Consider the following 18,542-nt stretch of genomic DNA (forward strand, 5'->3'; position numbering starts at 1 on the left):
GAATGGCTAACGCGCACCCAATCCACAAACATTGAGTATCAAAGATGGTCTAATAGGTGATGTCCAACTGATGATGATCGCGTGGACATCGCGCGCGGATGGATGCACCACATACTCTGATCTGCTGTCGAAGTACCGTTGCCACCGAACCACCAACAAAGGAGGAATCCCAACCACCAACACACCGCGGTAAACGAGCGCGGGCCGCAAGTGCTACCAACACTCACGACCCGCTAACCACAGCCAACTTTCAAGGAGTTGCCCATGGCTAAGGCGAATGATAAAGCACGACCCCCGATCACGGAACGCTTCGTAACGATCCAGGAATCCTGGGGTGTACCGAAACGCATGCACATCAGGCCGGATACGTTTTATCCGTATATGAAGATCGGCGGAATGTGGCTCGTCAACGATGCGCGTTTTATCCCGGGCCGAAAGGTGCAGATCACGATTGAGCCGGGAAGGCTGGTCATCAAGCAGTTGTAACAGGCAACGCCGCAGGATGCGGCCGCGCTGCGCGAAGTCGCGCAGCGCGCCGGGCAGCGGCTACCGCCCGACGCCACGCATCACCAGGCGATATTGCAAGACGACCGCGACGTCCCCGCGCCACCCGTCGCTGTGCAATGCGTGCCCGCGCCGTTGTCGAAAAACGTACGCGTCTCCGGCTGCGGCACCGAAGGATCGAACGGATTCGGTGCACCATGCGGACCCCGCGCGGCATCGTACGGCCGCGTCGGCGCATACGAGCTACCGCTACCAGCCGACTTTGAACCATTAGCCCGCAGATATTCATTCCAGTTCTGCTCGCGCTGTTCGGTTCCGGGCAATGCGCGCCCGAGGCTATCGCTGCCGCCCGCGCCGAGCGCGACACGGTTTGGCGGCAAGTCCCAATCGGATTCATGCGCACGAGAGGGCTGCGGCTCAAGCGCATCGCCCGAAACACGCAGCGGCCGCGTATCGGGCGTATCGAACGGGCCGCGCTTGGCGGGCGCGGCGTACTGCACGCGACGATTCGCGCGTGCCGCGTGCCCATCGTCACGGGCGGCAGCACGACGCTCTGCGCGAAACACATTGGCCCCGGCCGACCGATCGGTCAGCGTATCGCGCCCCGAAGCATCGGCGGCGGAAACAGAAAGTGCACACGCAATCGCGGCGGCGGAAGACAAGCAGAAGGAATGATTCATCGCAGATCCAAATCAGGTGATGTGCATGGAAAAAAACGGCAGATCACTGGCTGGCGGCTGGGCAACGAACGGCCGTCGAAACGGCCCTGAAGCGACGACGAAGCGCGGCGGACGCGATTCGCGGGGAGGCTGGCTGGATTGCAGAGGCGAACCCATATTATTTCATATTAATAACTGTGAGCTTTCGGAACCAAGGAAACCGTCGGCAAACGGTATGTTTGAGCGCCCCCATCCAACGCACCTCAATGGTGCTCACCAAATCAATCCTCAGTCGATTAAACCGCGACGATACGGCCCTTTACCGGCCCGAAGCACGCCGAACATGACCACCTGTCAGCTGACGTCATACCCACCAAGGCACAGCGCCCGAACACCCCCACCGATAGCAACCAGATTGCACTCCCGTCAACCGCTGCCGGAGTCGAAAGGTTGCGCCGTCATTGCTACCGACTCCCACCTCATCCCTACGTGTTTTCCCTCAGTCGACCGGCATTTTTGACAGACGATTTAAAAACGCCCATATAATTTCGACTGCCTTGCCAACGGCTGTCGGACCATCCCTCCGATCAAGCGGTTTGGCAAGCGGGGCAGGCGAAACGCTTGCGCAATGCAAGACGCATCACGATGATGTCTTTCCGAACCAGACGTCCCCTTCGGGGACTGCAAGAGCCGGGCCCCGCTACGCAACATTCCGCTGGAGTTCCGTCTTCTATGTGTCTCGGGCGTGTCTCATGTCCTCGCCCCGGGTGCTGTTCGATTGCGCAAGTCATGCCGCCTTTGCCCGTATGACTAAACAACATCGAGGAGCTCCCAGATGACGCTGTCCCGTCTTACGTCCATTTCCGTCGCCGCCGTGCTGTTCGCCGCCGGCGCCGCCACCGCGCAAGCGGAAACCGTGAAGATCGCCATCGCTGGTCCGATGAGCGGCTCGGTCGCCCAATATGGCGACATGGTGAAGGCCGGCGCGCTGACCGCGATCGAACAGATCAACGCAGCAGGCGGTGCGGGCGGCAACAAGTTCGAAGTCGTGATGATGGACGACGCATGCGAACCGAAGCAGGCCGTCGCCGTCGCGAACAAGATCGTCAGCCAGAAGATCAAGTACGTGATCGGTCACGTGTGCTCGGGCTCGACGATCCCCGCATCCGACATCTACGAGAACGAAGGCATCGTGATGGTCACGCCGTCGGCCACCGCGCCGCAGCTGACCGAAGGCAAGAAGCGTCACTTCATCTTCCGCACGATCGGCCGTGACGACCAACAAGGCCCGGCCGCCGCGAAGTACATCATCAACAACGTGAAGCCGAAGAAGGTCGCGGTGCTGCACGACAAGCAGTCGTACGGCCAGGGCATCGCGTCGTCGGTGAAGAAGGACCTCGAAGCCGCGAAGATCCCGGTCGTGCTGTTCGAAGGCATCAACGCCGGCGATTCGGATTACTCGGCGATCATCACGAAGCTGAAGTCGCAAGGCGTCGATTTCGTCTACTTCGGCGGCTACCACCCGGAAATGGGCCTGCTGATGCGCCAGGCGCGCGAGCAGGGCGTGAAGGCAACGTTCATGGGGCCTGAAGGCGTGGGCAACAAGGACGTGACGGCAATCGCCGGCCCGGCTTCGGAAGGCATGCTCGTCACGCTGCCGGCCGACTTCACGGCCGATCCGGCCAACGCAGCACTGGTGAAGGCGTTCGCGGACAAGAAGCGCGATGCGAACGGCCCGTTCCAGATGCCGTCGTACGCCGCGGTGAAGATCATCGCCGACGCGATCGCTGGCGCAAAGACGACCGATCCGACCAAGGTCGCCGCGTACATGCACAAGACGACGTTCGACACGCCGATCGGCAAGGTGGCGTATGACGCGCAGGGCGACCTGAAGGCGTTCAAGTTCGTCGTCTACACGTGGCACAAGGACGCGACGAAGACCGCCGCCAACTAAAAACGGAGTACCCGCCCCGCGCACCCGCTCTGCCCGTGACCCGGGCAGGGCGCGTGCGCATTTGGCCGTTCCGCGGCTGACGGGCGGTCCGAGACGACACCGTGCGTTGCGCGCGGTCGCGCCGTGATCCGGTCGCGGCCTGCGGCACAGCGCCAACGGGAGCTTCCCGCACATGACTGACTTCTTTCCTCAATTCGCCCAGCAGCTGGTCAACGGCCTGACGCTGGGTGCGATCTATGCGCTGATCGCCATCGGCTATTCGATGGTCTACGGCATCATCGGCATGATCAACTTCGCCCACGGCGAGATCTACATGATCGGCGCGTACGTGGGCCTCGTGACCCTGACCGCGATCGGCGTCTCCGCCGGTTATCCGCTGCCGCTCGTGCTCGGCGCCGCGCTGATCGTGTCGGTGATCGTCACGGGCCTGTACGGCTTCGCGGTCGAGCGCGTCGCGTATCGGCCGCTGCGCGGCGGCCCGCGCCTCGTGCCGCTGATCTCCGCGATCGGCATGTCGATCTTCCTGCAGAACTACGTGCAGATCGGCCAGGGCGCGCGCGACGTGTCCGTGCCGGTGCTGATCTCCGGCGCGTTCGACATCCATCTCGGCGGCGACTTCGACGTGACCATCCCGTATTCGCGCCTGATGATCGTCTGCGTGACGGTGGTGCTGATGATCGCGCTCACGCTGTTCATCGGGCATTCGCGGATGGGCCGTGCGTGCCGCGCATGCGCCGAGGACATGAAGATGGCGAACCTGCTCGGCATCGACACGAACCGCGTGATCTCGTTCACGTTCGTGCTCGGCGCGATGCTGGCCGCCGTCGGCGGCGTGCTGATCGGGCTGACGATCGGCAAGCTGAATCCGTATATCGGCTTCGTCGCGGGCATCAAGGCGTTTACCGCCGCAGTGCTCGGCGGGATCGGCAGCATCCCGGGCGCGATGCTCGGCGGCGTGCTGCTCGGCCTCGCTGAAACCTTTGCCGCAGGCTACATGCCGGCCGAGTACAAGGACGTCGTCGCGTTCGGCCTGCTCGTGCTGATCCTGCTCTTCCGCCCGACCGGCCTGCTCGGCAAGTCGGACATCGAAAAGGTTTGAGGGAGACGCAGATGAGTACTGTCATTTCCGTTCGCCGCCCGGCCGCCGACGCATCGTTCGGCCAGGCGCTGAAAAATGCCGTGGCCGCCGCGTTCCTGACGGCGATCCTCACGATCCCCGTGCTCGGCCTGCAACTGCAGCTCGACGGTTATCAGGTCGTGCTGACGCCGCACTGGCGGCCGGTGTGGATCGCGGTCGCGGCCGTGTTCCTGTTCCAGTTGTTCAAGCCGTGGCTCATGCGCGCGAAATCGGCGGTGAAGCTGCCGGCAGTGCCCGCGATGGGCGCGCAGCAGCAGCGCGTGGTCGTGTGGGTGCTGCTCGCGGTCGGGCTCGTGTGGCCGTTCTTCGGTTCGCGCGGCGCGGTGGACGTCGCGACGCTCGCGCTGATCTACGTGATCCTCGGCCTCGGGCTGAACATCGTCGTCGGTTTCGCGGGGCTGCTCGATCTCGGTTATGTCGGGTTCTACGCGGTCGGCGGCTATACGTACGCGATGCTCAACCAGTATTTCGGGCTGTCGTTCTGGGAGTGCCTGCCGCTGGCCGCGATCGCGGCGGCGACGTTCGGCTTCCTGCTCGGCTTCCCGGTGCTGCGGCTGCGCGGCGACTATCTCGCGATCGTCACGCTCGGCTTCGGCGAAATCATCCGGTTGATGGCGAACAACCTGACGAGCCTCACGGGCGGCCCGGACGGCATCTCGGGCATCGCGAAGCCGACGGTGTTCGGCTTCGAGATGGCGCGCTCGGCGAGCGTCGAAGGCGCGAAGACCTTCCATGAACTGATCGGGCTGGAATACAGCGGCGAGCACATGGTGATCTTCCTGTACCTGATCGCGCTGGTGCTGGTCGGCTTCACGCTGTTCGTGACGAGCCGCCTGATCCGCATGCCGATGGGCCGTGCGTGGGAAGCGCTGCGCGACGACGAGATCGCGTGCCGTTCGCTGGGCCTGAACCCGACGCGCATCAAGCTGTCGGCGTTCACGCTCGGCGCGTCGTTCGCCGGTATCGGCGGCGCGTTCTTCGCGGCGCGTCAGGGCCTCGTGAATCCTGAATCGTTCACCTTCATCGAGTCGGCGCTGATCCTCGCGATCGTCGTGCTCGGCGGGATGGGCTCGCAGCTCGGCGTGATTCTCGCGGCGATCCTGCTGACCGTGCTGCCGGAAGTCGCGCGCGGCTTTGCCGAGTACCGGATGCTGATTTTCGGTCTCGTGATGGTGTTGATGATGATGTGGCGTCCGCAGGGCCTGCTGCCCGCGAGCCGTCCCCACGTGGAGCTCCCCCAATGAGTGCGAATGCAGAACTGTTGAAGGTCGCCGGGCTGCAGATGCGCTTCGGCGGGTTGCTCGCGGTGGACGGCATCGATTTCGACGTGCGCCGCGACGAGGTGTTCGCGATCATCGGGCCGAACGGTGCGGGCAAGACCACGGTGTTCAACTGCGTCGGCGGCTTCTACAAGCCGACTTCCGGCGCGGTTGAGCTCGACGGCCACCAGATCGCCGGGCTGCCGAGCCACAAGATCGCGCTGAAGGGCCTGGTGCGCACGTTCCAGAACATCCGCCTGTTCAAGTCGCTGACCGTCGTCGAGAACCTGCTCGTCGCGCAGCATCGCAAGGTGAAGGCAGGGCTGCTGCCCGGCCTGTTCTCGACGCCCGCGTATCGCCGCGCCGAGAAGGAAGCGCTCGAACGCGCGGCCGTGTGGCTCGAACGGATGGGGCTGAAGTCGGTCGCCAACCGGCCGGCCGGCACGCTGTCGTACGGGCATCAGCGGCGTCTGGAGATCGCGCGCTGCATGATCACCGAGCCGCGTCTCTTGATGCTCGACGAGCCGGCGGCCGGTCTCAACCCGCAGGAGAAGATCGAGCTGCAGCACCTGATCGACAAGCTGCGCCGCGAGTTCGGCGTGTCGGTGCTGCTGATCGAACACGACATGAGCCTCGTGATGGGCGTGTCGGACCGCATCCTCGTGATGGAGCACGGCCGGCCGATCGTGATCGGCACGCCGGAAGCGGTCCGCAACGACCCGCGCGTGATCAAGGCGTATCTGGGGGAAGAGTGATGCTGAAGCTGGAACAGGTCCATACGCACTACGGCGCGGTCGAAGCGCTCGCGGGCGTGTCGATCGAGGTGAACAAGGGCGAGATCGTCACGCTGATCGGCAGCAACGGCGCCGGCAAGACGACGCTGATGATGACCGTGTGCGGCACGCCGCGCGCATCGTCGGGCCGCGTGCTGTTCGAGGGCAAGGACATCACCGCGATGTCGACGCACCAGATCATGCGGCAGGGGATGGCGATCTCGCCGGAAGGGCGGCGCGTGTTTCCGAGCCTGACGGTGCTCGAGAACCTGAAGATGGGCGGGTTCTTCGCGAGCCGTCATGAGATCGACGAAGGCACCGAGCATGTGTTCAAGCTGTTTCCGCGCTTGAAGGAACGCGCGACGCAGCGGGCCGGCACGATGTCGGGCGGCGAGCAGCAGATGCTGGCGATCGGCCGCGCGCTGATGAGCAAGCCGCGTTTGTTGCTGCTCGATGAACCGACGCTCGGCCTCGCGCCGCTCGTGATCGCGCAGATCTTCGACATCATCCGGACGATCCGCGAGGAAGGCGTGACGGTGTTCCTCGTCGAGCAGAACGCGAACAAGGCGCTGGGTGTGGCCGATCGCGGGTATGTGCTCGAAACGGGGCGCGTGGTGCTCGCCGATACGGGCGCGAACCTGCTCGCGAACGACCGGATCAAGCAGGCTTATCTCGGCGGTTGATGGTTGACGCCGCCGGCCTGCAACGGGTCGGCGGCGGTGCTGATCTGATTGGCGTGGTCTTCGTCTTGTGACGCTTTGGAACACAGGTTTGCAGAGATTGTGTAGCTGATTCAGCTTCGATCGTAGCCGAATCGGCTACATTCAACTTGCCGATCCGGACCGACAAGCGCATTCGGCGTAACAACATATCGTAGCCAATTCGGCTACAATCGTAGCCAATCATGCTACGATCCATCGCCCCGACCCTATTTAGCGACTACCGGCGCCGTGTGCTGGGCCTGCTCCTGTTGCGGCCTGATCAGGCGTTGCACGTTCGCGAAATTGCCCGTTTGACGGGCACAACCCCCGGTACGCTGCACAAGGAACTGAGCAAACTGGCCGAAGCCGGCATCTTGAGCCGGGATCGACAGGGCAATCAGGTGGTTTATCGCGCCAATCGAAGCTGTCCGATCTATGAGGAGCTGGCTTCGATCATGCGAAAGACCTCGGGCATGGGTGACGTGCTGGCTGAAGCACTGCTGCCTTGCGCCGAGCAAATCGCCGTGGCGTTCGTGTTCGGCTCGGTCGCGCGCGGCCAGGAGACGGCGGACAGCGATGTCGACGTGATGGTGATCGGTTCGGTCGGGTTCGCTGCGGTGGTAGGGATGCTTTACGATGCTCAAGCGACATTGGGGCGGGATATCAATCCCCAGGTACTGTCACCCGACGAGTTTCGTGCCGGTGTCGACGGGCACGACGCATTCTTGCGGGACGTGCTTGGAAAACCCAAGATCTTCTTGATCGGTAGCGACGATGACCTTGCAGAACTTACTCGGCGTTAGCCTCGACGCGGTCCAGCCGGACCGGGAACAGGCGATGCGGCTGTTCGCCGCCGCGCAGCGAAATCTGGCGGATGCGCAACTTGCGGGATTGAGCAACGAAAACCGCTTTGACGCGGCCTATAAGGCGATCATGCAACTCGCGATGCTGGCGTTGCATGCAAACGGCTTTCGCACGATGACGAGCCGGCCGGGACATCACCAGACAGCGATCCAGACACTCCCGCAGACGATCGGTCTGCCGGTCGCTCGCATGATTGTGCTCGACGCGCTGCGCAAGCAGCGCAATCTGTCCGACTACTCCGGAGACGTGGTTCAAGCGTCCGCGGTCAATGAATGTCTTGCCAGTGCGACGGCGCTCATGACCGACGTGAAGGTGTGGGTGACGACGAACAAACCCGCGTTGCTGGACGCGCAATAAATAGCCGCTGCCGTTTTGAAGAGCCAACGCAAGACCGACTCACACAGGGCCTTTCGAGGCCCTGTTTTCATTGTCCGATCCTGAACGTGCTCTTCAGCACGTCGCGCAGATGCAGTGCGGCGCGATTGCCGTCGTCGGTCAGGATATAGATCAGGTGCGGCGGCAGATCGGGCAGCACGATCCCCGCGACGTGGCTCGTCAGGTTGCCGGACACGCGATCGTGCTCGATCAGGCCGACCGCGAGGCCGTTGGCGATACAGGCTTCGACCGCCGGCGAACTCGCGCTCTCGAGCAGCATCCGGTGCGCGATCCGCTCCTTCTTCAGCGCGTTCAGCGCAGTGTCCCGGTACGGGCATCCCTGCAATTGCACCGCGATCGGCAGTGGCGCGTCGGGGTTGAACTTGAACGTCCGCGCGGCCACCCAGACCGGATGGGTCTTGCTGAGCAGCTCGCCGTGCGGCAGTGCCTTCGGTACCACGGCGATCGTGATGTCCAACTGGCCGCGCGCGAACAGCAACTGCAGTTCCTCGCTGGAGCGCGCTTCGACGGTCAGTTCGAGCAACGGCCGGTCGGCGGCAAAGCGCGGCAGGAACTCGGCCATGAAGTGCGCCGCGTACGAATCGGGGATGCCGAGCCGCAGCTTGCCGGTCAGCATCTGCGGCGACAGCGATTCGACGAGCCGGTCGTGGCTCAACAGGAATTCCGTGGTGTCGCCGAGCAGCTTGTGGCCGTACTGCGTGAGTTCGACCGACTGGTTGTTACGCGTAAACAAGCGCTGCGCAACCATCTCTTCCAGCTTCTGGATCTGCGCGGTGACCGACGACGGACTGCGGTTCACATAGACGGCCGCGTCCTTGAAGCGGCCGAGCTTCGCGACGGCGTGGAAGGTACGTAGCAGATCGACGTCCAGGGTGCGCGGCATGATTCTGATTTTCCGAATTAGTGATTCACGTAATGTCGATTGACGGAATTATTAAGCGTCCCTATCCTCGGGTCAACAGGCAGACGAATGCAGGCAGGTCGATCAAGCGTGACACGTATCCGGGGAACGATTTCATGTCTATCAATGATTTTGTCGTAGATGCGCTGGTGCGGGACAGGAAGCTGAAGGCGGAGTCGGTGTGGACGGTCGAGAATCACGAAAAGTATTCGACGCTGGCGCGGCATGACGATGGCGCGCAGCGCAGGGAGGCAGGGCGCGAAGTCTTTTCGCTGATGCGGAACCTGAACGAACTGGGCGTGCGGAGTCCGGCGCTGTGCGCGGACCGCGACGGCAAGGGATCGTTGCGGGAAGCGATCGGCGCGTTGAGCGAACGTCTTGCGACGTTGTCGCGCGGCCGTGATGTGCACTACATCGAACTCGGGCCGGAGCCGGTCAAGACGACCGAACTGATGAAGGCCGTCAGCGGCGGCGGGCCGGACCATTTGCGCTACACGGCCGTCGACATCAACGAATCGTCGGAAGACGCGATGCGGCACGCGATCATGCCGTTCCTGAAGACACCCGGCTGCTTCAACTACATCGCCGACGATTATCGGAACGTGCAGTGGGATCACATCGACCTGGGCCAGGACGTGACCTTGATCACGATGCTCGGTTTCCAGGAGGGCAATGAATTGCCCGTGACGATCGGCCGGCTGATTCGCAATCTCGGCGGCAAGTCGACCTACGTCGTGTCGGAGATGCAACTGCTCGTCGATGGCCGCGAAGAGCCGATCTACAACTTCTACCGGAACGAGAACATGGTGCGGTTCTCCGAGATCGTCAGCCGGCAGCAGGGCTTCGAGCCGCTCGGCGAGCATCATGTTTCGATCGTCCGGCTCAACCTGCTCGGCGACCAGTTCCATGTCGCGGTCACGTTGCAGCCGGTGTCGAAAGCCGGCGCCGACGGGCATCTGATCACCAACATCTGCCTGAAATACACGCCGGAGCAATTTCGCCACGTGCGTGCCAGTCACGGCAATTGCCGCGTGATCGACGAGCTGCGCAGCGGGGATGGCAGCGTCGTGTACCAGATCGCCCAGTTCAAGGGCTGAACGCCGCAACGGCGAAAGCGAGGCACGCGATGAACAAGGGGAATGCATTGCCGGTGTTTGCGCGCGGGTTCGACCGGGTGAGGCTTGCGTTGCAGACGTCGCTCGCCGGCGGCGCGAATGTCGACGGCACGCTGGACGCGTCGACGGAACCGATGCGCTGGACGAGCGATTGCCTGCGCGACGGCTACGAGTTGCGATATCGCCGCAACCTCGACGATCTCGGCTACGGCGACGAGCCGATGCGCGGCACGCGCACGAGCGCGCTCAATGCGGTGTGCAGCCTGCGCGGGCTGTTCACCGACGACGCGATCGCCGCGTTGCGCGAGATCGGCCGGGCGCTGGAAGGCAGCGCGTCGAGCAGCAATTGGATCATCTCGAAGCGGGTACGCGCGGTGACGAACCGCTCGCGGTTCATCGACGACATGATGCACGACCGCGCGTTCCTGTTGAGGCTGTCGCGTCTCGCCGGCGCGCCGCTGATCCCGTATCCGATGGTCAATGCGCGGTCGCAGTTCAACTATTACTATCCGACGGCGCAGCACGACGGCAAGGAACAGTTGGGCATGTGGCACACGGACGGCACCAGCTTCGTGCTGAATATCGTGCTGTCGGATCGATCCGACTATGCCGGCGGCAATTTTCTGTTCTACGAATCGACCGCCGAGACATTCGACCGGCATGACCCGGCGCGCACGCATGTGAAGACGGCGAACCTGGACAAGGCGGGCGATGCGCTGCTCATCTACGGCAGCAAGCTGTTCCATGGCGTCGAGCCGGTAACGGCGGGGCGTCGCATGTCGCTGGTGCTGTCGTTCCATTGCCCGTACACGCGCGAGGACGATAACGGCTTCTGGCATCTCGCGTCGGACGACGGCATTCCGCGCACCATCGTCAACTGGCTGGCCCTGCGGCGCAGCCTCAGGGACGACGCCGAGATGCAGTACCACCGCCTCGGGCTCGCACCGATCCGGGTCGAGGACCTGAAAGACACCCGCTTGTCCATGGCAACATCCTGAGCGCCTTCGCCCATGCAGCTATTCCTGATCCAGCTTGTTTTCGTGTTGTCGTGGAGTTCGGGCTTCATCGGCGCGAAGCTCGGCGCGGAGACGGCCGGCGCGTTCAACCTGCTGTTCTGGCGTTTCCTGCTCGTGACGCTGTGCCTGGCGATCGTCCTCAACCGGCAGCTCGGGCGTCTGACGCTGGAAAAAATCCGCTATCACGCGGTGATCGGCTTCCTGTCGCAGTTCCTGTATCTGAGCTGCGTTTACGTGGCCATTCAGCATGGTCTGCCGCCGGGCATCGCGGCGGTCATCGCCGCATTGCAACCGCTCATCACGGCAGCGATAACGACGCTGGAGGGCAGCGAGCGCAGCGGGGTGCGGCAGTGGGTCGGGCTCGTCGCCGGATTCGTCGGCGTGGGCATCGTGATCAGCGGGCAATACGCGTTGCCGACCGGGTCGGTCAGCATCGTCATGTACATCCTGCCGCTGGTTTCCGCGCTGGGGCTGTCGGTCGCGACGATCTATCAGCGGCGGCGCGCGCTGACGGCCGCGCGCAGCAACGAGGACGGGCTGTTTCTGCCGCTGTTCGTGCAGGGGGGCGTCAGCCTCGTCCTGTTCGCGGTGTGCGGGATCGTCACGGGCGACCTGCACGTGCCGACCCAGCCGAATGTCTGGGTGTCCGTCGTGTGGTTGACGGTGTTCTCGACCTTCATGGCGTACCTGACGTTGTGGGCACTGCTCAAGCGCATGCCCGCGACGCGCGTGGCGACCCTCGTTTATCTCGAACCGCCCGTGACGCTGACCTGGGCCGCGTGGATGTTCGGTGACAGCATCCAGCTGTCGACTTACCTCGGCATCGTTGTCGTCGCGATCGGCGTGTGGCTGGCCAGCAAGCCGGGCGAGCGGGCCACGCGAGCCCGGCGCGCGGAGATGGAGGCGGCCGGGCGCTGAGCCGCTGGTTGCGCGGGCGGTTCCGGTGTAGCTTCGCGATACGGCCCGGCTCGCGGAGGAACCCGATGAAAGTCAAACGGATCGTCGCCAATATCGACACACGCTCGGTCGACGACGCGAAGCGCTTCTATCAGCAGATCTTCGGCCTCGACCTGCTGATGGACCACGGCTGGATCGCGACCTACGGCAATGCCGAGCAGATGGACGTGCAGATCAGCTTTGCGTCGCAAGGCGGGTCGGGCACGCCGACGCCCGACCTGTCGATCGAGGTCGACGATCTCGACGAAGCGCTCGTGCGTGTGCATGAGGCGGGCATTTCCGTCGAATATGGCCCGGTCGACGAGCCGTGGGGCGTGCGGCGCTTTTATGTGCGCGATCCGTTCGGCAAGCTCGTCAACGTGCTGGTGCATCGCTGACCTCGTTCACCACCACCTGTTCATCACGCGCGTACCGCGCCGGCGGCCGCCCGACATGCCGCGTGAACGCGACACTGAACGTGCTCGCGGAACTGTAGCCGACGCGCCCCGCGATCTCGGCGATGCGGCCTTCGTTGCGGCGGAGCAGATCCTTCGCGAGCGCCATGCGCCACGTGAGCAGGTATTCCATCGGCGCGACGCCGACCGCGCGGCTGAAGCGTTCGAAGAACGTCGAGCGCGACAGCGCCGCTTCCTTCGCCAGCTCGACGATCGTCCACGGATGCGCGGGGCGTTCGTGCATCCGGCGGATCGCGGCCGCGAGGCGGCTGTCGGCGAGTCCGCGCACGAGGCCGGGCGACGCATTCGTGCCGGCCGTGAACCGCAACGCCTCGATCAGCAGCACTTCCAGCAGGCGCGACAGCACGATCTCGCGTGCGGGCCGCTGCGCACGCGATTCGTCGCGCACCAGTTGCACGAGCGTGGTCAGCCTCGGTTCGCCGCGCACGTGCACGAATTGCGGCAGCAGCGACACCAGCAGCGCCGCGTCGGGCGAGCCGAAGCTGCAGTGGCCTACCATCATGCGCGTGTCGACCGGGTTGCCCGGATCGCCGACCCGGTGTTCGCCGCTGTCGAGCATGAGCGGCGGGCCCGTTTTGACGCCCGGCGGCAGCGACGCGAGGCTCGACATCGCGATGCCGTAGGCCGCCGGGATCAGGATGAAATCGCCGGGCACCAGTTCGATCGGCGCGTGCCCGTCGATCGCGATCCGGCACCCGCCGTCGAGGATCGCGCAATAGAACGGCTCGCCGGCGACCGCGCGGTTGACGGACCAGGGGCTCGCGCATTGAACGGACTTGGAGTGCCGCGCGCCCGGTTGCAGCAGCGTCACGACTTCGGTCAGCGGATCGATCATCGCCGGACTCTCGCAAAAGAAAAGCGGATTTTCAATTGTAGCGAATACGGATCTGGCCATCTATCGTACGGACACATGCCCCACACATCCCAGGAGTTCGCATGAAGACCGTACTGATCACCGGCTGTTCCTCCGGCTTCGGCCTCGAAATCGCCCGTCATTTCCTGGCCCGCGACTGGCAGGTCGTCGCGACGATGCGCACGCCGCGCGAGGACGTGCTGCCGCCGTCCGAACGCCTGCGCGTGCTGGCGCTCGACGTGACGAACTCGGACAGCATCCGCGCGGCGATCGACGCAGCCGGCCCGATCGACGTGCTCGTCAACAACGCGGGTTTCGGCGCGGCCGCGCCGGCCGAACTCACGCCGCTCGATACGGTGCGCGCGCTGTTCGAGACCAACACGATCGGCACGATCGCGGTCACGCAGGCGGTGCTGCCGCAGTTTCGCCGGCGCGGAGCCGGGGTGGTCGTGAACGTCACGTCGAGCGTCACGCTGAAGGCACTGCCGCTGGTCAGCGCGTATCGGGCCAGCAAGGCGGCGGTCAACGCGTTCACCGAATCGATGGCGGTCGAACTCGAACCGTTCGGCGTGCGCACGCATCTCGTGCTGCCGGGCCGCGCGCCCGACACGCGTTTCGGCGACAACGCGCGGGCGCACATGCACGGCTTCGAACACGAGGCGTATGCGGAGTTTGTCGGGCAGGCGGTCGCGCGCATGCTCGATCCGTCGGGACCGGTCACTCATGCGCAGGATGTCGCGGAAGCGGTGTGGCGCGCGGCGACCGATCCGTCGAGCCCGATGCGCATTCCGGCCGGCGCGGATGCGGAGGCGTGGGCGGCTGGCGTGCGCTGATCGGGCGGGAATCCGGACGACACGTTTGCGTTTCCGTCGCGCCGGTCGGTCGAACCGGCGCGACGGATCGCTTCATGCGGGGAAGGGTGTTACCGCGCGCCGTTACAGTGCGCGTGCGATCGCCTGTTCCAGCAGCGACAGGCCGAGGTCGATCTCTTCGTCGCTGACGGTCAGCGGCGGCGCGATGCGGAACACGCCACCCATGCCGGGCAACTGCACGATGTTCATGCTGAGGCCGAGGTTCATGCACTCGCGCGTGATCTTCGCGCCGAGGCCGTCGGCCGGTTCCTTCGTCCGGCGATCCTTGACGATCTCGACGCCGAGCAGCAGCCCGCGTCCGCGCACGTCGCCGATGCAGTCGAATCGTTCCATCAGGTCGAGCAGGCCGCGCCGGAGCCGGTCGCCCATCACGTTGGCCCGCGCGACGAGCCCGTCGCGCTGCACCACGTCCAGCACACGCAGGCCGACGGCTGCGGGCAGCGGATCCGATACGTGCGTCGTGTAGAACAGGTAGCCGAGTTCGTGCGCGCGTTCCTCGATCGCCGCGGATGTCACGATGGCCGCGAGCGGCAGCCCGGCGCCCAGCGTCTTCGACAGCGTCAGGATGTCGGGTGTCACGCCGTCGCGCTGGCACGCGAACATCGTGCCGGTGCGTCCGACGCCGGTCTGCGCTTCGTCGAGGATCAGCAGCATGCCGCGCTCCTCGCACTTGCGCTTGAGCGCCGCCATATAGCCTTCCGGCAACTCGATGATCCCGCCCGAGCTGAGGATCGGCTCCGCGATGAACGCGGCGAGGTTGCCGCTCGACTGGCGATCGATCAGGTCGAACGCGTAGTCGAGTTCGGCGAGAAAGTCGTAGGTGCCGTTGTGTTCGAAGCGCGGCCGGTACGTGAACGGTGCGGGAATCGCGAACGAGCCGACGGCGGCCGGGCCGACGCCCTTGCGGCCGGCGCTGTAGGTGGCCGATGCGGCCGCGCCCGTCATCCCGTGCCACGACTGCGCGAAGCCGACGATCTCGTACTTGCCGGTGACGAGCTTCGCCATCCGGATCGCTGCTTCGTTCGATTCCGCGCCGGTGCTGAGCAGCAGCGCGCGATCGAGCCCGTCGGGCGTGATGTCGGCGAGGCGTGTCGCGAGGTCGACGACCGGCCGCGACAGCATCCCGCTGAACAGGTGGTCGAGCTTGCCCGCGTATTCGCTGATGACGGAGACGATGTCCGGATGGCTGTGGCCGAGCACCGCGCTCATCTGCCCCGACGTGAAATCGAGGATCGCACGGCCGTCCGCGTCGTAGACGAAGCTGCCTTTCGCGCGCTCGATGATCATCGGCTCGAACGTGCCGCCGTAGCGGACCAGGTGCTGCCTGGCGTTGTGCCAGAAGGTTGCGTCGTCGTTCAGGGACATCGGGCTTCTCCGGGCAAGGGCAGGGATCGCTTGCAGTCTAGGCGCGCGTCTGGTTTGATGGAAACGAATAGTTCTTATGCGAGCTAGAAAAGGGGCTAATACCTTGGGGCTTTCGCTTGAAATCGACCTGCTGCGTTCGTTCGTCGTGATCGCCGAGGTGCGCACGCTCAGCCGCGCGGCCGCGCGCGTCGGGCGCACGCAGTCCGCGCTCAGCCAGCAGATGAAGCGGCTCGAGGATATCGTCGACCAGCCGTTGGTCCAGCGCACCGGCCGCGGCGTGGTGCTGACCCACCCGGGCGAGCGGCTGCTCGTGCATGCACAGCGGATCCTGCGGCTGCACGACGAGGCGATGGCTGACCTGTGCGGCACGGGGTTGTCGGGCACCATCCGGTTCGGCTGCCCGGACGATTACGCCGAGGTGTTTCTGCCATCGCTGCTCCGGCAGTTTTCGAGCCAGCATCCGCAGGCGATCGTGGAAATCGTGTGCGGGCCGACGCCGCGGCTGCTCGAACACCTGGAGAAGCGCGCGGTCGATCTCGCGATGATTTCATTGCCGGACGATGGGGTGAACGACGACATCATTCGCCGCGAGCAACTGGTCTGGATCGGCTATCCGGGGCTGGAGCCCGCGCATTTCGATCCGCTGCCGCTCGCGCTGTCCGATCGCGATACGCTCGATCACATCGCGGCGTGCGAAGCGTTGAATCGCGCCGGTCGCGATTACCGGGTCGCGTATGCGAGCAGCAGTCTCGCGGGGCTGATCGCGCTGGTGCGCTCGGGGCAGGCGTTCGCGGTGATGACGCAGACGGCGGTGCCGGCCGACCTGGCGATCGTCAACGGCGATCCGCGGTTGCCGCCGTTACCGGCTGTAGGAATCACGCTGAAATTTGACCGGAAACGGCCGTCGCATCTGACGGCTGCATTCGCCGAGCATATCCGGCTCACGCTGCCGCTGCTGTGAGGGGCTCGGCCGCCGCGGGGAGCGTCGGCGGGCCGAACGTCGGACTATTGTGTATTGGATGGCGTGGCGCGGCCGGACTGCGACGAGCCGCTCATTGTGCCGGGCCGTTGCCCGTGTTCGGGTTGTCCCAGGCCGCCACTCGCGCCTGGGCTTAAATCACTTGATTATGCGGTGCGCGCGGCGGCTCATGCATTCTCCACCAGCCCGCGAGAGTTTGCAGTACCCCCCCAGGCCGGTGCGTTGTATGAGCACAGGGCAGAGGAAGGCTGGCCGGCGGCGCGAAAGGGGCAGCACACGCGCAACAGCCGGTGGACAGCCGATCGATGCGTGCAGCCGTGCGCTGCACCGGTGGTACGCGACGCAACGCGTCAGCACGTATTCGGCGTTATTCCCACGCGTGTTTGCTGAACTGATAGCCCTTGCAGCGGATCGTCTTGATTCGCGTCGGTTCGAGCGCGTCATCACGCAGTTTGCGGCGCAGCTTCGAGATGTAACAGTCGATCGAGCGATCGAGGCCATCGAACTCGATGCGGCGCAACAGCCGCGTCAGGTCCTCCCGGCTGACCACCTCGCCGGCGCGGCTGGCGAGGGCCCACAACAGGTCGAATTCGGTTGAGGTCAGGCGAGGCGCGCTGCCGTCAGGAAGGTGAACCTTGCGATCCGTCCGGTCGATCGAGAATTTGCCGAACACCAATCGCTGGGACGCTTCGGGCGCGCAGCTGTCCGGATGCATTCGTAGCCGTCGAAATTGCGCCTTGATCCGCGCGAGCAGAATGCGTGGTTCGATCGGCTTATAGAGAAAGTCGTCTGCGCCGAGTTCCAGGCCGAGCAACTCGTCGAACTTTTCGTCGCGTGCCGTCACCATGATGATGGTGCCGTCATAGTGCGTGCGTACCTCGCGGCAAATATCGAAGCCGTCCTTGCCCGGCAGGTTGATGTCGAGAAGCACCAGGTCGGGGCAACTCGCGACGATCGTGGCGACGGCGTCGGCGCCGCCGAACAGCGTGTCCACCTCGTACTGATGCTTGCGCAGATAGTCCACGATCAGCGCGGATAAACGGACGTCATCTTCGACAAGCAGGATTCGGATGGGCATCGGTCAACGAGGGGCAATACATGAAAATGGCGCGCGGTTAGGCCCAGTCCGAGCGCGTGGTAGCCGAAGCGAAGTGGATAATACTGCGCAACATTCCGGCGGAATGTGACGAAATTTGCACCATCCATTGCACATATCTGCACGAAAATCATCGCCGACTAGCGGAAAAGCGAACGGATGACAGTGTGGAATCGTGTCGTCGACGATCGGCTCGATGTTCGGGTGAAATGGTTCAGAGCGATATCCGGCGCGTCGCCGGCGGGGATCTCTGACGAGGCGTCGTTCGCGCGAGAACGTTGGCGGAAAGCCGCTGGTGCGAACGTCACTTGCGCTGACCCATCCGAAATCCGGTAAAGATTACTCGACATATTATTACAAAATATTACCGACGTTGCGGAATTGGGCTCCCTACAATCTTCTCAACCCACGGACGGGCATGCCGCACCGCGGTTTCCGCTCTGTCGTCGATGGGCCTGCAGCGACGAAGGCGGTGACCGATATACGCAGCTGCCCACATTCAGCGCGCCACTGCCGGCATGCAGGAGACCGATATCCGGATCTCCACCGTCGCACGGGAAACGTTGGTGGCACGCATGCCGACGCTGGTTGCGTCGTACGAATGTGATGCCGTTTCATTCCGCTTGAAATGCTTCAGATTCTCACATTGCCTCTAGCGATGTTGTTTAACAGTCCTTATAAACAC

19 protein-coding genes are annotated in these 18,542 nt (G+C 64.2%); 14 read left to right on the forward strand and 5 right to left on the reverse strand.

The features are described from left to right. Positions 1-264 precede the first annotated feature (264 nt). Positions 265-486: a hypothetical protein gene (locus tag H3H55_RS20295; RefSeq protein WP_193099943.1), complete on the forward strand. Its 222-nt coding sequence runs from the start codon at positions 265-267 to the stop codon at positions 484-486. 80 nt (positions 487-566) lie between these two features. Here the strand turns inward: H3H55_RS20295 and H3H55_RS20300 are convergent, their stop codons facing one another. After that, the gene (locus H3H55_RS20300; RefSeq protein ID WP_193099944.1) at positions 567-1,184 is read right to left on the reverse strand and encodes a hypothetical protein; all 618 of its coding nucleotides are present in this window, start codon (positions 1,182-1,184) and stop codon (positions 567-569) included. Positions 1,185-1,998: 814 nt separating this feature from the next. Here H3H55_RS20300 and H3H55_RS20305 point away from each other — a divergent pair. The 7 genes from H3H55_RS20305 to H3H55_RS20335 all read left to right on the forward strand — a co-directional run bounded on the left by H3H55_RS20305 (position 1,999) and on the right by H3H55_RS20335 (position 8,209). Continuing rightward, positions 1,999-3,117, forward strand: a complete 1,119-nt coding sequence (locus tag H3H55_RS20305; protein ID WP_129515573.1) for a branched-chain amino acid ABC transporter substrate-binding protein — start codon at positions 1,999-2,001, stop codon at positions 3,115-3,117. A gap of 172 nt (positions 3,118-3,289) precedes the next feature. Next, complete coding sequence (livH, locus tag H3H55_RS20310; RefSeq protein ID WP_048243432.1) at positions 3,290-4,216, forward strand: high-affinity branched-chain amino acid ABC transporter permease LivH; 927 nt, start codon at positions 3,290-3,292, stop codon at positions 4,214-4,216. An 11-nt stretch (positions 4,217-4,227) separates the two neighbouring features. Further along, positions 4,228-5,499, forward strand: a complete 1,272-nt coding sequence (locus H3H55_RS20315; protein ID WP_048243434.1) for a high-affinity branched-chain amino acid ABC transporter permease LivM — start codon at positions 4,228-4,230, stop codon at positions 5,497-5,499. Beyond that, positions 5,496-6,269: a high-affinity branched-chain amino acid ABC transporter ATP-binding protein LivG gene (gene livG / locus H3H55_RS20320; RefSeq protein ID WP_129515572.1), complete on the forward strand. Its 774-nt coding sequence runs from the start codon at positions 5,496-5,498 to the stop codon at positions 6,267-6,269. The genes H3H55_RS20315 and livG overlap by 4 nt, the downstream gene beginning before the upstream one ends. Continuing rightward, a complete protein-coding gene (locus tag H3H55_RS20325) occupies positions 6,269-6,970 on the forward strand; it encodes an ABC transporter ATP-binding protein (protein ID WP_048243438.1) in 702 nt (233 codons plus the stop codon). Before livG ends, H3H55_RS20325 begins: the two co-directional genes overlap by 1 nt. 221 nt (positions 6,971-7,191) lie before the next feature. Then, positions 7,192-7,791 (forward strand): nucleotidyltransferase domain-containing protein, encoded by a 600-nt coding sequence (locus H3H55_RS20330; protein WP_193099945.1) that lies wholly within the window; start codon positions 7,192-7,194, stop codon positions 7,789-7,791. Next, positions 7,763-8,209, forward strand: a complete 447-nt coding sequence (locus tag H3H55_RS20335) for a DNA-binding protein (protein ID WP_193099946.1) — start codon at positions 7,763-7,765, stop codon at positions 8,207-8,209. Before H3H55_RS20330 ends, H3H55_RS20335 begins: the two co-directional genes overlap by 29 nt. 67 nt (positions 8,210-8,276) lie before the next feature. On the opposite strand, the gene H3H55_RS20340 is transcribed toward H3H55_RS20335, so the two are convergent. Further along, complete coding sequence (locus tag H3H55_RS20340) at positions 8,277-9,131, reverse strand: LysR substrate-binding domain-containing protein (RefSeq protein WP_048243439.1); 855 nt, start codon at positions 9,129-9,131, stop codon at positions 8,277-8,279. 134 nt (positions 9,132-9,265) lie between these two features. Between H3H55_RS20340 and H3H55_RS20345 the strand changes: the two genes are divergently transcribed. The 4 genes from H3H55_RS20345 (at position 9,266) to H3H55_RS20360 (ending at position 12,614) form a co-directional block, all read left to right on the forward strand. Then, positions 9,266-10,246: a hypothetical protein gene (locus H3H55_RS20345; protein WP_193099947.1), complete on the forward strand. Its 981-nt coding sequence runs from the start codon at positions 9,266-9,268 to the stop codon at positions 10,244-10,246. A gap of 29 nt (positions 10,247-10,275) precedes the next feature. Next, positions 10,276-11,262, forward strand: a complete 987-nt coding sequence (locus tag H3H55_RS20350; RefSeq protein ID WP_193099948.1) for a 2OG-Fe(II) oxygenase — start codon at positions 10,276-10,278, stop codon at positions 11,260-11,262. A 12-nt stretch (positions 11,263-11,274) separates the two neighbouring features. After that, positions 11,275-12,198: a DMT family transporter gene (locus H3H55_RS20355; RefSeq protein ID WP_193099949.1), complete on the forward strand. Its 924-nt coding sequence runs from the start codon at positions 11,275-11,277 to the stop codon at positions 12,196-12,198. A 65-nt stretch (positions 12,199-12,263) separates the two neighbouring features. Continuing rightward, entirely contained in the window at positions 12,264-12,614 is a 351-nt protein-coding gene (locus H3H55_RS20360; protein ID WP_193099950.1) for a VOC family protein, read from the forward strand. Here the strand turns inward: H3H55_RS20360 and H3H55_RS20365 are convergent. Beyond that, entirely contained in the window at positions 12,592-13,587 is a 996-nt protein-coding gene (locus H3H55_RS20365) for an AraC family transcriptional regulator (RefSeq protein WP_193099951.1), read from the reverse strand. The two genes, H3H55_RS20360 and H3H55_RS20365, sit on opposite strands and share 23 nt — an antisense overlap. A 41-nt stretch (positions 13,588-13,628) precedes the next feature. Between H3H55_RS20365 and H3H55_RS20370 the strand changes: the two genes are divergently transcribed. Next, complete coding sequence (locus H3H55_RS20370; protein ID WP_193099952.1) at positions 13,629-14,378, forward strand: SDR family oxidoreductase; 750 nt, start codon at positions 13,629-13,631, stop codon at positions 14,376-14,378. 102 nt (positions 14,379-14,480) lie between these two features. On the opposite strand, the gene H3H55_RS20375 is transcribed toward H3H55_RS20370, so the two are convergent. After that, positions 14,481-15,782, reverse strand: a complete 1,302-nt coding sequence (locus tag H3H55_RS20375; RefSeq protein ID WP_193099953.1) for an aspartate aminotransferase family protein — start codon at positions 15,780-15,782, stop codon at positions 14,481-14,483. Between the two features lie 76 nt (positions 15,783-15,858). Here H3H55_RS20375 and H3H55_RS20380 point away from each other — a divergent pair, with 76 nt between their 5' ends. Continuing rightward, entirely contained in the window at positions 15,859-16,743 is an 885-nt protein-coding gene (locus H3H55_RS20380) for a LysR family transcriptional regulator (RefSeq protein ID WP_193099954.1), read from the forward strand. Between the two features lie 385 nt (positions 16,744-17,128). On the opposite strand, the gene H3H55_RS20385 is transcribed toward H3H55_RS20380, so the two are convergent. After that, entirely contained in the window at positions 17,129-17,839 is a 711-nt protein-coding gene (locus tag H3H55_RS20385; protein ID WP_129515561.1) for a response regulator, read from the reverse strand. Positions 17,840-18,542: the final 703 nt, after the last annotated feature.

Origin of the sequence: Burkholderia sp. Z1 (assembly GCF_014893795.1) — a bacterium.
Lineage (GTDB): Bacteria > Pseudomonadota > Gammaproteobacteria > Burkholderiales > Burkholderiaceae > Burkholderia > Burkholderia theae.